We start from the raw sequence: 13,763 nt of genomic DNA, 5'->3' as shown, positions 1-13,763 counted from the left end.
GTAGCAGCACTGCCCGGCGCGGCCTAGAACAGGCTGGCCTGCGCCGTGGTCAGGCGGGCGAAACTGTCGTGCAGCGGCAGCAGAATGGAATCAGCGATAGGCTGCAGCTGTTTGCTCAGGTAGTGCTCGTAGTCGATCCGGCTGCGCAACACTTCCAGCGGTTCCGGCCCGCTGGTCGTCATCACGTAGCTGATCCAGCCGCCGTGCTGGTAGCGCAAGGGCCGTTTCAGACTCTGGTTGTGCTGGTCGGCCAGCCGCGCGGCCCGCACCTGCGGCGGCACATTCACCTTGTATTCATCGAGCCGGTGGCGCAGGCGCTTGCGGTAGACCAGCAATTCATCGTATTCGCCCGCCAGTGTGCTGCGCACATAGTCGCGGATGTACTGCTCGTAAGGCTGGCCTTTGAAGACGCGCAGGAACAGCCCCTGCTGGAACTGCTGCGCCAGCCGCGTCCAGTCGCTGCGCGCCACTTCCAGCCCGCGGTAGATCACTTCATCTTCGCCACGGCTGTTCAGCGTCAGCCCCGCGTAGCGCTTCTTGCTGCCCGTCTCCGTGCCACGGATGGTGGGCATGAAGAACTTGCGGTAGTGCGTATCGAATTCGATTTCGAGATGGCTCTCCAGCCCCAGCTCACGCTGCAGCATATCGTTCCACCACGCGTTGATCTGGCCGACCAGCGCCTCGCCTATCGCCAGCGCCTCATCATTGGCGTACTCCTTTTTCAGCCAGATAAAGATCGAATCGGTATCGCCATAAATCACTTCATAGCCCTGCGCCTCGACCAGCTCGCGGGTCTGCTTCATCATCTGGTGGCCGCGCAGCGTGACCGAAGAGATCAGGCGCGGATTGAAGAAACGGCATTCGGTAGCGCCCAGCACACCGCAGAAGGAATTCATCAGCAGCTTGAGCGCCTGCGATAGCGGCTCGTTCTTCGCGCGCTTGGCGGCATCGCGCTGCTTCCAGATCTGGGTAGTAATCTCGGGCAGGCAGTGGCGCTGGCGCGAAAACACTGTGCCGTTCACCCCAGCCACCACGCTGGCCGGATCGCTCGCGTGCTCGCCTTCGATCAGGCCGACGGGATCGACCAGAAAAGTGCGGATGATGGACGGGTACAGGCTTTTATAGTCGAGCACCACCACCGAATCGTACAGCCCCGGCTTGGAATCCATCACGAAGCCGCCCGGCGAGGCGCCGCCCGCCACATCCCCGACATTCGGCGCCACATAGCCTTCACGATGCATGCGCGGCAGGTAGTGGTGGGAGAACGCGGCAATCGAACCGCCCAGATGGTCGGCCTGCAGCCCGGTCACCGTGGCCCGCTCTATCATGAAGGCGAGCAGATTGGCCTTGGCGAAAATGCGCGTGACCAGTTCGCAGTCCTTCAGGTTGTAATAGGCCAGCGCCGGTTTATCGTGCTGGAAGCGGCGCTCGATTTCGGCCATCTTGTCGTACACGTCGCCGATGTCCTTGCCCTCACCCAGCAAGGCCTGCGACACATGTTCGAGGCTGAAGGAAGGGAAGCTCCACGATGCTGCTTTCAGCGCGTCTATCCCGTCCAGCACCACCCGCCCGGCCACGGGGGCAAACATATAGCCGGGCTTGGCCGGATGCTCGCGCCATTCGATGGTCTTGCGCTCGCGCCCCAGCGTTAGCGGCACCTTGTGCTTGTCGGCGTTCTTCTGCAACACGCGCAAGTCGAACTGCACCACGTTCCAGCCTATCAGCACATCGGGATCGTGCAGGGCGAACCAGGCATTGAGCTTTTCCAGTAACTGGCGCGGCGTGGCGCAGTATTCCAGCGCGAAGTCCGGCGCTGCAGCGGCGTCCGGTGCTACCGCCGGCGCAGCGCCCAGCATATACACCTGACGCTGGCCGCAGCCTTCCAGCGCCACCGAATACAGGTCTTCGAACGCACTGGTCTCGATATCCAGCGACACCAGTTTCAGCGTAGGCCGGTAGTCGGGGGCGGGCTTGAGTTTGCAGTTGTGTACCACATGGCCCTGCCACTCACCGCCTTCGATCTGCACCCCGGCCGTGATGAAGCGCTCCATCAGATAGCGTTCGGGCGGGCGGATATCGGCCTCGTACAAGGCAATGCCATGTTCGCCCAGCGTGCGCTCGAACGCGGTCAGCTGCTTGTAGCGGCTGGCGTAAAGACCGATCACGGGCTGATTGCGGAACGATTTGAGCGCCAGTTCGCGCAGCTCTATGCCCTGCTGTTGCGTCAGCAGCGCTTCAATGGCCGCGCGCTGCCCGGCCTCGGCAAAGGCCACCGACGTCTGCGCCGTCAGGCGAACTTTCTGCGGGCCGGCGTCGGTAGCCAGCCAGAACTCGATCTCCGTCCCCTGTGCCGTATCGCGCCAGTGGCGGGTCAGTATGAAACCTTGTGCAGATGCTTGCGTCATGCCGGCATTATACTGTATGCACATACAGCCAGCACGGGCGTTTTAACTGTGCAGGCCGGGCTGGTAGCGCGCCAGTTCCTGTCTGGCGATCTGGTTGCGCTGCACTGCATCCGGGCCGACGGCCAGCCGCAACGCGCGTGCTCTGACGCCGTAGATGTAGCTATCCCTCAGCGGTAAGTGACGGTGCCCGGTGGCCCCAGCCACTCGAGGTGGGCATAGTTATTCAGATAGCTGACGCTGAATTCACCGGGCCGCTGCAGCAGCTTGGTGACGGAGCCGTTCACCAGCGTCCACATCATCTCCATCACCTGATAATCCTGCAGCCCTAGCAGATGCTGCATCAGCGTGGCGATGACACCGCCGGAAGTGAAAACGATGGTGCTCTGTTTGCTATGCTCGCCATCGAGCCGCTCCAGCGCGGCTATGGTACGGCGGCGGAAAGCCGGCCAGGTTTCGCTGTAATCGTCGTCATGCCAGCCGCTCATCCAGCGCTGCACGGCAGCACGGAACATGTGCTCGAGCGCACGCTGCGGCTGCTCGTGGCGGGCCAGCATCTGCTTGAACATGGCCAGATCGCCAAACTCGGGGCAATGACGCAGCATCACCTGATGGTGGTCGAATTCGGCGAAGCCGGGATCATGCTGCCATTCCCCTTTAGGCAGCAGGGTCTTGGGCAGTTCGGCCAGACAGGCATCAGCCGTCTGCTGGTGGCGCTCCATGCCGCCGACGATCACGCGCTGAAAAGTCTGTTTGCGGCTGGCGTACCACTGGCCCAGCAGGCGCGATTGTTCGTAACCCAGCGTCGACAACTGGTCGTAATTAGCGCTGCCGAACGAGGCCTGCCCGTGGCGCACCAGATGAATTTGTCCCATTTCGCTTCCGGCTTCAGATCTAAACAGCCATCAGCTTACCGCCCAGCCTATAATTCATCAAATGAATAGTTTTACTTTTACGGTGAAACTGTCGTGCTAATTCCGATCGACGAGGTGCCCATGCTGCGTTTTTCCGCTGTGCTGATTGCGACTACCCTGCTGGGAACGTCGGCACTGGCCCATGCGCAGACGGAACTGGTCTTCGGCACTACCCACGATGCCCATTCGGCCTCGTTCCACTACGCCCGCGACTATCTGCAGCAGCTGTGCGCTGAAAACAAGCTAAGCTGCGAGCTGCGCAGCCTGCCGGGGCGCCGCTCCGAAGCATTGCTCGCGATCGGCAAGCTAGATGGCGAAGTTGGTCGGGTCAAAGGCTATGGCCTCAAACATCCGGACTATGTTAGGGTGGAGGAACCGTTCAATGTGGTCCAGACCCGCATTTTCACACGTACCCCATTCACCATCAGCAGCTGGCAATCGCTGACCTACTTTGCCCGCACTGTCAGCTACAAGCGCGGCATCTTCCTCTACCAGCAAAGGCTGGAGCAGCTGGTGCCGTCGCTGCAGCTGCATGATGTGCAAAGCGAAGACGCCTGCCTGCAAGTGGTGCTAGCCCAGCGCAGCGAGGCCTGCGTATTCGATGTGGGCGGCCTCACCAGCGATGCGCACCGCTTGCTCAAAAAGGGCTACGCCAGCGCTTCGATAGAAGACCTGCCGCTGTATATCTATCTCCACAAAGACCATGGCGAGCTGGCACTGCCGCTGGCCGAAACGGCCCGACGGATGCAGGCGCGCGGCGTACCGGCGCAGCTGCGCCGGACCTATTACGAATTAAAGTGAGGGTGCCAGCATATCCAGCAGCGTGAACGCCACCACCTTGGTGGCCTTGCGCAAGTCCTCCAGCAGCAAACGTTCATCGGCCTTCTTGGCATTCGATTCCGGCACCGTGCGCGGACCGGCGCCATACAGCACGGCAGGAATCCCGTGTTCGCCATACAGGCGCGCATCCGCGTACAGCGGCGTGCCCTGCGCCGGAATCTGTTCGCCCATCACCGCCAGTGCATTCTGCTGCAGGCTGCTCACCAGCGTGGCCGTGCCGGGCAGTTCGCGCAGCGCATGCGACAGCAGCAGGCGCTTGATCTCGATGTGGATACCGGGCAGCCCCTGCACGGCCTGTTCGATCAGGGCACGCACCTGTGCCTCGACCTGCACCGGATCTTCTTCGGGAATCATGCGGCGGTCCATCTTCAGCACGACTTTGCCAGGCACCACATTGGTGTTGGTGCCGCCATCGATGCGGCCCACCAGCATGGTCGGGCTATCGATACCGGGCACTTTGGATTTAATCTTCTTCAGCTCGGGCAACTGGTCATAGATCGCATTCAAAATGCGCGTGGCCGCCTGCAGCGCGTCATGCCCCGTTTCCGGCATGGCGCCATGGCCGGACTTGCCGTGCACGGTGATTTCCAGTTGCAGACAGGCGTTATGCGCCGTGACGATGTTGTAGCTGAAGCCCGCAGCGATCACGTAATCAGGCTTGGTCAGCTGCTGTTCCAGCAGCCAGCCCGGCCCCAGCAGGCCACCGAATTCTTCATCGTAGGTGAAGTGCAGTTCCAGCTTGCCTTTGAGCGGCATGCCCAGTGCTTCCAGCGCGCGCGCGGCAAAAATATAGGTAGCGAAATCGCATTTAGACACGGCAGCAGCGCGGCCATAGATATAGCCATTCTCCACCACGCCACCATACGGCGGATAGGTCCAGTTATCACCGGGCGGCACCACATCGCCGTGCGCGTTCAGCGCCAGCGTGGGGCCATCTTCGTTGTATGGGCGGCGCACGATCAGGTTGGTGATGCTCTGCATGCCGTAATCCTGCACCTGCTGGGCAGGCACAGCATGCTGCTCGGCGTTCCAGCCATAGGCGCTGACCAGTTGCGCCACCATCTCGGCATGCGGCGCATTGTTACCGGGCGGCGTATCGGTCGGCACGCGCAGCAACTGCTGCAGCACGCCCACTTCTTCATCGAAATGCGCATCGATCCATTGCGCCAGTTGCTGTTTCGCGTTGTTCATCGCGTTACTCATATTCAGGTTCTCACTTGGCACCGGACTCGAACCACAGCGCAATCTGCGCCCGTTCAGCCTCGGTCATATTGGTCAGATTAGCCAGCGGCATGGCTTTCAGCTGCACCGCCTGCTTGTAGATTTTTTCTGCGTTCTGACGTATCTGTTCCGGCTGGTCCAGCGCTACCCCGGCGGGTGCCGTGGCAAAGCCGGGCTGGGTCGGATGGGCCGAGTGGCAGGACACGCAGCGCTGCGCCACGATGGCCGCTACCTTGTTCGTCTGCGCCGCCGGATCCGCTACCGCCACGGCTTTCGGACGGGCCGGTGCGATCGCCACCGCCACCGCCAGCAACAGCGCAATACCGAGCAACGGATAGCGCCATTCCACGCGCCCTTTGTGGCGCAGATTGAAGAAGTGACGGATGCTGACACCGGCTGCCATGATGAAGGCCAGCACCAGCCAGGCCTGCTCGTGGCGGTAAGTCATGGCGTAGTGGTTGCTGATCATGATGAACAGCACGGGCAACGTGAAGTAGTTATTGTGCACGCTGCGCTGCTTGGCCTTCTGGCCGTGCACAGGATCGGGCAAACGGCCAGCGGACATGGCTTCCACCATCTTGCGCTGACCGGGAATAATCAGCATCAGCACATTGCCCACCATGATGGTGCCGATCAGCGCACCCACGTGGATGTAGGCGGCGCGGCCGCTCAGCACATGGGTCAGGCCATACGCAGCTGCCACGATCAGGATAAAGATCACAATGCCGAACCACAGATCATGCTTGCCCAGCGGCGAACGGCACAGCAGGTCGTACACCGTCCAGCCCAGCACCAGCGTACCCACACCTATGCCGATGGCCTGCAGGCTGCTCAGGTCCGCCACGGATTTATCCACCAGCATGGCCTGCGCATTGAAGTAGTAGGCGATGGTCAGCAGCGCAATACCGGACAGCCAGGTGGTATAAGCCTCCCATTTGAACCAGTGCAGTTCCTTGGGCAGTTCGGCCGGTGCCACTAGATATTTTTGCGGATTGTAGAAGCCACCACCATGCACGGCCCACAGCTCACCGGACACACCCTTCCTGGCCAGCTCGGAACCCGGTGCAGGCGGACGGATGGAATTATCCAGCCAGACGAAATAGAACGACGCGCCTATCCATGCAATGCCGGTGATGACGTGCAGCCAGCGCACGATCAGGTTCAGCCACTCGAGGCCATACGGGATCAGATAGTCGATGAGTTCCATGAATGCTTTCGGTTTTCTTTAAACGGCACTGTGGCTAATTTACAGAAGATAAACGGATTTGCTGACGACCACATGAACATTAGAGTATATTAAACATATTCATTTTCGTATAACTATCTGTTCTCAGTCCAAGAATCACGCCCATGGCCGCCCTGCCGCAACATCTGGATCTACACCTGATCCGCATACTTTACCTGCTGCTGGTGGAGAAAAACGTTTCACGCGTCGCTCTCAAACTCAATCAGCCGCAGCCTTCCATCTCGGCTTCGCTGCGCAAGCTGCGCGAGCTGACGGGCGACCCTTTGCTGGTGCGCGGCGCACGCGGCATGGTGCCCACCCAGCACGGCGAAAGCCTGCTGGCACCGGCCAAGCGCATCCTCGACGAAACGGAAAACCTGTTCCTGAAAAAGCAGCCCTTCCAGCCACAGGACGAAGCGCGCACCTTCCACATCGCCGCACCAGACTATCTGGATAGCCAGTTCCTGCCCAATCTGGTGGCCCTGCTGCGCCGGGGCTCGCCCAACAGCCGGGTGAAAATCCATAGTCTGGGTCCCGGCGTGGACTATGTACGCCTGCTGTCCGATGGCGACATGGATCTGGTCATCGCCAACTGGGAAGAACCGCCGGCCCACCTGCACATGTCCAAGCTGTTCGAGGACCCCATCATCTGCGTCATGCGCGCGGACTGCCCGTATGCGCTACGCACGGCCAGCGATGCCATGACGCTCAACGAATATCTGGCACTGCCCCATGTGGCGCCAACCCAGATGCTGCCCGGCTATCAGGGCGTCATCGACGCCTTTCTCGAAACCCAGGGCCTGCAGCGTAACGTCGCGGTGGAATCGGCCTATTTCGGCCTGATCCCCTACATGCTGACCCAGACCGATCTGGTACTGACCACAGGCCGCCAGTTCGTACGCTTCTACGAACGCAGCATGCCGCTCAAAAGCTTTACGGTGCCCGTCAAATTCCCTGCCATGCGCTTCTACCAGCTGTGGCATGAACGCGTGCATCAGGCGCCAGAACACAAGTGGCTGCGCGAGCAGGTATCGGCAGCGGCCAAGGCATTGGTGAAATAGACGCCGCCGAAGTAAGCACCCGCTTATAAACGCTAGGCAGGTAGACATATACCAGCGCAGCATGGAAAGGCTACACTAGGCTATGACCACACTCTCCGAACTGAATAGCTGCGATGCCGCCAGCTTTATCGACCGCCTGCGCGGTATCTACGAACACTCGCCATGGATACCGGAGCGGGCTGCCGCTGCGCGCCCGTTCGCCAGCGTCACGGCACTCAAACAGGCCTTGCTGGCCGTCGTCAGCAGCGCCACGCTGGACGAACAGCTAGGCCTGATCCGCGCCCACCCCGAACTGGCGGGCAAGGCGGCCATCAGCGGCCAGCTGACGGCTGAATCGACCCATGAACAGGCCAAATCCGGCCTGCACCTGTGCAGCGCCGAAGAATTCGCTACCCTGCACCAGCTCAATGCCGACTACAACGCCCGCTTCGGCTTCCCCTTCATCCTCGCCGTCAAAGGGCCGGACGGACAGGGCCTGACGCGGCGGGCGATCATATCGACCTTTAGCCGCCGCCTGAAAAATCAGCGCGCCGACGAAATCGCCGAGTGCCTGCGCCAGATTAAACGCATCGCCGAGTTACGCATCAACGACCTGCTAGGCGTGTCGCTGGCCTTTGGCCCGCAGATCATGCAGTGGAGCGAACAGATAGGCGCAATCAGCGACGCCGACAACAGCGGCGACCAGGACTTCGACCTCACCTGCGCCTACCTGACGCCGGCGCACCAGCAAACGGCGGCGCAGCTGCTGGCATGGATGCAGCAGGCCGGCATGGAAGCGTACATCGATGCGGTCGGCAATGTAGTAGGCGTGTACCACGCCGCTGACGCCAATGCGCCAACACTGATGACGGGCTCGCACTACGACACCGTGCGCAACGGCGGCAAGTACGATGGCCGGCTAGGCATCCTGCTGCCTATCGCCGTGGTACAGCATCTGCACCAGCGCGGCGAACGCCTGCCCTACCACCTTGAAGTAGTGGGCTTCGCGGAAGAAGAAGGCGTACGCTTCCGCAGTACCTTCCTCGGCAGTAATGCCATCACGGGCCGCTTCGATCCGGCCCTACTGGACCAGACCGATGCCGATGGTGTAACCATGCGCGATGCTATCCTCGCGGCTGGCCACGACGTGCATGCCATCGCTGCCATCGCACGCGATCCGGCCAAGCTGCTAGCGTTTGTGGAAGTGCATATCGAACAAGGCCCTGTGCTGCTGGAGCATGACCTGCCGCTGGGCGTGGTCAGCGCGATAGCCGGTAGCTCGCGCTATCTGGTCGAGCTGACGGGGCTGGCCAGCCATGCTGGCACCACGCCTATGAATATGCGCAAAGATGCTGCCGCAGCGGCCGCCGAAATCGTGCTACTGGTGGAGCAGCGCTGCACGCAGGCACTGGCACTGGTGGGTACAGTGGGACAGTTACAAGTACCGAACGGCTCGGTCAATGTGGTGCCCGGTGTCTGCCGTCTGTCGCTGGATATCCGCGCGGCCGATGACGCCGTGCGGATGGCAGCGGTCAACGATATCAAGCAAGGAATAGCGCGCATCTGTGCCGAGCGCCAGATCGAATTCACGCTGGAATCTATCGTCGATGTGGCAGCCGTGCCTTGCGCACCGCGCCTGATGCAGCAACTGGGCGCTGCGGTGGAACGCGCGGGCTTGCCGCGTTTCGATCTGCTGTCCGGTGCGGGCCATGATGCCATGGCCATGGCGGCCATCACCGATGTGGCCATGCTGTTCACCCGCTGCGGCAATGGCGGCATCAGCCACAACCCGCTGGAAACCATGACGGCAGATGATGCCGAACTGGCGGCGCAGGTACTGCTGGACTTCCTGCGCAATTATCAGTAATACCCCGCGCCGCTGAACCCGCATCACTGCGGGGGCAGCGGCTCGCCATTTACGCCGCGCGCGCCCGTTCCAGCATGGCGTGCAGCAGCACGTTGCAGCCCGCTTCCAGATGCTCGGCCTTGGCATCCTCGATCTCGTTATGGCTGATGCCGTCCTTGCACGGCACGAAGATCATGCCCGATGGTGCCAGTCGCGCCGTGTAGATCGCATCATGGCCAGCGCCGGACACCACATCCATGGTGGAGTAGCCCAGTTTAGCCGTGGCCTTGCGCACCGCATCCACGCAGTCGGGATGGAAGGGGCAAGGCGGATAGTAGGACACCCGCTCGATGGAAATCTCCAGCCCCGTATCCTTGCGGGTCTGCTCGATATACGCCAGCATTTCCTCGTGCATGGTGTTGAGCAGCTCGTCGTTCACATTGCGCAGGTCGATGCTGAACTTCACCTCGCCCGGAATCACATTGCGACTGTTGGGGAACACCTGCACCATGCCCACCGTGCCACGGCCATACGGCGGATAGCGGTCGGCTATCGCCACCACCTGCTGCATGATGCGCGTCGCCACCTGTAGCGCATCCTTGCGCAAGCCCATGGGCGTCGGTCCCGCATGCGCTTCCATGCCTTTCACCACGCAGTCATACCACGACAGGCCCATCACGGCAGGCACTACGCCTATCACTTTGTCGGCATCTTCCAGCACTGGCCCCTGCTCGATATGGGTTTCGAAGTAGGCGCCGATAGGATGGTCGCCCGGCACCTGCTCGCCCTTGTAGCCTATGCGCGCCAGTTCCTCGCCTACGCTCTTGCCTTCCGTATCGCGCGCGGCATACGCCGTCTCCAGCGTGAAGGCACCGCAGAAGACGCCGGAACCCATCATCACCGGCACAAAGCGCGAACCTTCTTCATTGGTCCAGAACGCGACTTCGATAGGCGCTTCCGTACGGATGTTCAGATCATTCAGCGTACGCACCACTTCGAGTCCGGCCAGCACGCCGTAGTTGCCATCGAATTTGCCACCGGTCGGCTGGGTGTCGATATGGCTGCCCGTCATCACAGGCGGCAGCGCATTATTAGTGCCTTCGCGGCGCATGAAGACATTGCCGATCTGGTCGACCGTAACCGACATGCCTGCCTCGCGGCCCCAGCGCACCACGAGGTCGCGCCCCTGCTTGTCCAGATCCGTCAGCGCCAGACGTTTCACACCGCCTTTGGCAGTGGCGCCTATCTGCGCCAGTTCCATCAGCGAGTCCCACAGACGCTGGCCATTAATCCGCATATCACTCATCGCTCTACTCCTTCACCATCAGCGTGCCGAAGCCGCTTTAAACGCAGGACGGTCGATATGACGGCCTGCGCCCTCCACCGCCATCAGCGTACCGTTCTGGAACACCACCTTGCCTGCCGCCACCGTGGCGCTGGGAATGCCGCGCACCGTGCGGCCTTCGAATACATTGAAGCCGCCCCTGGCGTGCTGGGTCCGGGCCGAGATGGTACGGCTGCCTTCCGGATCCCACACCACCACATCGGCATCAGCACCGGCGGCAATCACGCCCTTGCGCGGATACATATTGAAAATCTGCGCAGCATTGGTCGAAGTCACCTTCACAAATTCGGATGGCGTCAGCAGGCCGGCATTTACACCGGCGTCCCACACCACCGACATGCGGTCTTCCACCCCGCCGCAGCCGTTCGGTATCTTGGTAAAGTCATCCTTGCCTGCGGCCTTCTGCGCGGCGCAGAAGGTGCAGTGGTCGGTCGCCGTGGTGTGCAGATTACCGCCCTGCAGGCCTTGCCACAGCGCCGTCTGATGCTGCTTGCTACGGAACGGTGGACTCATGACGTGGCCGGCCGCGAATTCCAGATCAGGGCTCTGGTACACACTATCGTCGATCACCAGATGCCCCGCCAGCGCCTCGCCATACACGCGCTGGCCATGGGCACGAGCGCGCGTAATGGCTTCCAGCGACTCGGCGCACGACACGTGTACGATGTAGACGGGTGTGTTGAGCACATTGGCAATCGCAATGGCACGGTTGGCTGCTTCCGCTTCGACAGCCGGTGGCCGCGACAGCGGGTGCGAACTGGGTCCCGTCAATCCCTGCTTGAGCAGATCCTGCTGCAGCTGGTAGACCAGCTCACCATTCTCCGCGTGCACGGTGGGTATCGCCCCCAGTTCCAGCGAACGGCGGAAACTCTTCACCAGCGTTTCATCGTCGGCCATGATGGCGTTCTTGTAGGCCATGAAGTGCTTGAAGCTGTTCACCCCATGCTCGCGCACCAGCGTACCCATATCACGGTGCACACTGTCGTCCCACCACGTAATGGCAACGTGGAAGGTGTAGTCGGCAGCGGCCTTCTGTGCCCAGCCGCGCCACTGGTGATAAGCCTCGATGAGATTCTGCTGCGGCGCCGGAATCACGAAATCCATAATGGTGGTAGTACCGCCAGCCAGACCGGCTGCCGTACCCGTATAGAAATCGTCCTGCGTCACCGTGCCCATAAAGGGCAGATTCATGTGAGTGTGAGTGTCTATCCCGCCCGGCATCACGTACTGTCCGCCAGCGTCGATGACGGTGGCACCGGCCGGCGCCGCCAGATTTTCAGCCACGGCGATAATCTTGTCGCCATCGCACAGCACATCGGCGCGGAACACCCGGTCGGCATTCACGACCGTACCACCGCGTATCAGAATAGTCATCGAGGTCTCCGTTATTTTACGGGCGGGCCGCCTGTGCTGCAGGCAGCGCCTTACCCTTCATCATGACGCCATACACCACGGCCGAAATGGCGATACCGACAAACCATGCGTAGGTGTAGAGCGTTTTAAAAATCGGTGCAACGTCGGGGAAGGCAGCAGGGAAAGCCGCATTCAGGAAGCCCGGAATATTCGGCAGCACGCCGATCACGAAAGCCACCAGTGCCGTCATATTCCAGCCGCTGCCATACGAATACTGGCCGTCTTCGCGGTACAGTTCCGGCACATCGAGTTCCGTCTTGCGCACCATGTAGTAATCGATAATCAGGATGCCCGCGATAGGGCCCAGCAAAGCCGAATAGCCGATCAGCCACGTAAAGATATAGCCTTGCGTCGATTCCAGTATCTTCCACGGCATCATCAGGATCGCAATGCCGGCCGTGATGTAGCCGCCGATCTTGTACGAAATCTGCTTAGGCGCCAGCGAGGAAAAATCGTAGGCCGGGCCGACCAGATTTGCCGCCAGATTCACCGATACCGTATCGATCAGCAGTATCAGCAACGCCACCAGCACGGCCACACCCGTCATGCGGCTGGACAGATCGACCGGATCCCAGATGGCTTTGCCGTACAGGACCACGGTGGCCGAGGTCACGATCACGGCCATCATGGCCAGCAAGCCCATAGGTACAGGCAGACCGACCGACTGGCCTATCACCTGATCGCGCTGCGTTTTGGCGAAGCGGGTAAAGTCAGGAATGTTGAGCGCCAGCGTAGCCCAGAAGCCCACCATGGCCGTCAGCGAAGGCCAGAACACGGACCAGAACTGGCCGGCCTTCTTGCCGCCAGCAACGAATTGCGACGGTGCCGACAGCAGATCGCCGAAGCCGCCCGCCTTGTTATACACCCAGCCCAGCAGCACAAAGCAGATCAGTATCTTCAGCGGCGCTGTGTAGGTTTCCAGTTTACGGATCGCATCCATGCCGTGCACGATGTACCAGAACTGGATGGCCCAGAACACGAGGAAGCACAACAGCTGCCCGCCGTTGATGCCGAGACCCGCAATCGCCGCACCACCGAACTCGCCGCCCAGCATCACACCGAGCAGCGTGTAGATCATCTGGCCGCCGAACCAGGTCTGGATGCCATACCAGCCGCAGGCCACGATGGCGCGCATCAGCGCCGGCAGCTTGGCACCGCCCGTGCCGAACGAAGCGCGCGCCAGCACCGCATACGGAATACCGTATTTGGTACCAGCATGGCCGATCAGCAGCATCGGCAGCAGCACGATAGCGTTAGCCAGAAATACTGTGAGCACAGCCTGATAGCCGGACATGCCGCTCTCGATCAGACTGGCCGACAGCGTATAGGCGGGGATACACATGACCATCCCCACCCACAGGGCTGAAAAGTGATACCAGCGCCAGGTACGTTGCGCTGCTGACGTAGGCGCCAGATCTTCATTCCATAGTTGCGTACTACCAGTTTGTATTTCGCTCACGGGGCATTCTCCAGAAAATTGAACTATACGCCAACGCTGCAAGTTTCGTACCTAACTC

At 61.0% G+C, this 13,763-nt stretch carries 10 protein-coding genes; 3 read left to right on the top strand and 7 right to left on the bottom strand.

What is annotated here, in order from left to right; translation table 11 throughout:
* Window positions 1-23 precede the first annotated feature (23 nt).
* Both GTP23_RS18545 and GTP23_RS18540 read right to left on the bottom strand, forming a co-directional pair.
* Window positions 24-2,405 (bottom strand): DNA polymerase II, encoded by a 2,382-nt coding sequence (locus GTP23_RS18545; protein ID WP_229256169.1) that lies wholly within the window; start codon window positions 2,403-2,405, stop codon window positions 24-26.
* A gap of 167 nt (window positions 2,406-2,572) precedes the next feature.
* Complete coding sequence (locus GTP23_RS18540; protein ID WP_161036479.1) at window positions 2,573-3,277, bottom strand: histidine phosphatase family protein; 705 nt, start codon at window positions 3,275-3,277, stop codon at window positions 2,573-2,575.
* 120 nt (window positions 3,278-3,397) lie between these two features.
* On the opposite strand from GTP23_RS18540, the gene GTP23_RS18535 reads away from it, so the two are divergent.
* A complete protein-coding gene (locus GTP23_RS18535; protein ID WP_161036478.1) occupies window positions 3,398-4,117 on the top strand; it encodes a transporter substrate-binding domain-containing protein in 720 nt (239 codons plus the stop codon).
* Here GTP23_RS18535 and GTP23_RS18530 read toward each other — a convergent pair.
* Entirely contained in the window at window positions 4,109-5,347 is a 1,239-nt protein-coding gene (locus GTP23_RS18530; protein ID WP_161036477.1) for an ArgE/DapE family deacylase, read from the bottom strand. The genes GTP23_RS18535 and GTP23_RS18530 overlap by 9 nt on opposite strands.
* A gap of 22 nt (window positions 5,348-5,369) precedes the next feature.
* On the bottom strand, window positions 5,370-6,584 hold the full coding sequence (locus GTP23_RS18525) for a urate hydroxylase PuuD (RefSeq protein ID WP_161036476.1): 1,215 nt from the start codon (window positions 6,582-6,584) through the stop codon (window positions 5,370-5,372).
* Window positions 6,585-6,727: 143 nt separating this feature from the next.
* Between GTP23_RS18525 and GTP23_RS18520 the strand changes: the two genes are divergently transcribed.
* Window positions 6,728-7,663 carry a LysR substrate-binding domain-containing protein gene (locus GTP23_RS18520; RefSeq protein ID WP_161036475.1) on the top strand — a complete coding sequence of 312 codons (936 nt, stop codon included), beginning with the start codon at window positions 6,728-6,730 and terminating at the stop codon, window positions 7,661-7,663.
* 82 nt (window positions 7,664-7,745) lie between these two features.
* On the top strand, window positions 7,746-9,509 hold the full coding sequence (locus tag GTP23_RS18515) for an allantoate amidohydrolase (protein ID WP_161036474.1): 1,764 nt from the start codon (window positions 7,746-7,748) through the stop codon (window positions 9,507-9,509).
* Window positions 9,510-9,558: 49 nt separating this feature from the next.
* On the opposite strand, the gene GTP23_RS18510 is transcribed toward GTP23_RS18515, so the two are convergent.
* The 3 genes from GTP23_RS18510 to GTP23_RS18500 are packed head-to-tail and all read right to left on the bottom strand — an operon-like array spanning window position 9,559 to window position 13,705.
* The gene (locus tag GTP23_RS18510) at window positions 9,559-10,794 is read right to left on the bottom strand and encodes a Zn-dependent hydrolase (protein WP_161036473.1); all 1,236 of its coding nucleotides are present in this window, start codon (window positions 10,792-10,794) and stop codon (window positions 9,559-9,561) included.
* Between the two features lie 18 nt (window positions 10,795-10,812).
* The gene (gene hydA, locus GTP23_RS18505) at window positions 10,813-12,207 is read right to left on the bottom strand and encodes a dihydropyrimidinase (RefSeq protein WP_161036472.1); all 1,395 of its coding nucleotides are present in this window, start codon (window positions 12,205-12,207) and stop codon (window positions 10,813-10,815) included.
* Window positions 12,208-12,223: 16 nt separating this feature from the next.
* Window positions 12,224-13,705, bottom strand: a complete 1,482-nt coding sequence (locus tag GTP23_RS18500) for an NCS1 family nucleobase:cation symporter-1 (protein ID WP_161036471.1) — start codon at window positions 13,703-13,705, stop codon at window positions 12,224-12,226.
* Window positions 13,706-13,763: the final 58 nt, after the last annotated feature.

This window comes from Duganella fentianensis (assembly GCF_009857835.1).
GTDB classification, from domain to species: Bacteria; Pseudomonadota; Gammaproteobacteria; order Burkholderiales; family Burkholderiaceae_D; genus Rugamonas; species Rugamonas fentianensis.
Note: the sequence above shows the minus strand (reverse complement) of the source record. Positions and strands in the feature narration are given on the sequence as shown.

Bases quoted from the DNA above. Each gene is read 5' to 3' on its own strand.
- GTP23_RS18545 (WP_229256169.1), bottom strand. From the start codon at position 2,405: ATGACGCAAGCATCTGCACAAGGTTTCATACTGACCCGCCACTGGCGC.
- GTP23_RS18540 (WP_161036479.1), bottom strand. From the start codon at position 3,277: ATGGGACAAATTCATCTGGTGCGCCACGGGCAGGCCTCGTTCGGCAGC.
- GTP23_RS18535 (WP_161036478.1), top strand. From the start codon at position 3,398: ATGCTGCGTTTTTCCGCTGTGCTGATTGCGACTACCCTGCTGGGAACG.
- GTP23_RS18530 (WP_161036477.1), bottom strand. From the start codon at position 5,347: ATGAACAACGCGAAACAGCAACTGGCGCAATGGATCGATGCGCATTTC.
- GTP23_RS18525 (WP_161036476.1), bottom strand. From the start codon at position 6,584: ATGGAACTCATCGACTATCTGATCCCGTATGGCCTCGAGTGGCTGAAC.
- GTP23_RS18520 (WP_161036475.1), top strand. From the start codon at position 6,728: ATGGCCGCCCTGCCGCAACATCTGGATCTACACCTGATCCGCATACTT.
- GTP23_RS18515 (WP_161036474.1), top strand. From the start codon at position 7,746: ATGACCACACTCTCCGAACTGAATAGCTGCGATGCCGCCAGCTTTATC.
- GTP23_RS18510 (WP_161036473.1), bottom strand. From the start codon at position 10,794: ATGAGTGATATGCGGATTAATGGCCAGCGTCTGTGGGACTCGCTGATG.
- hydA (WP_161036472.1), bottom strand. From the start codon at position 12,207: ATGACTATTCTGATACGCGGTGGTACGGTCGTGAATGCCGACCGGGTG.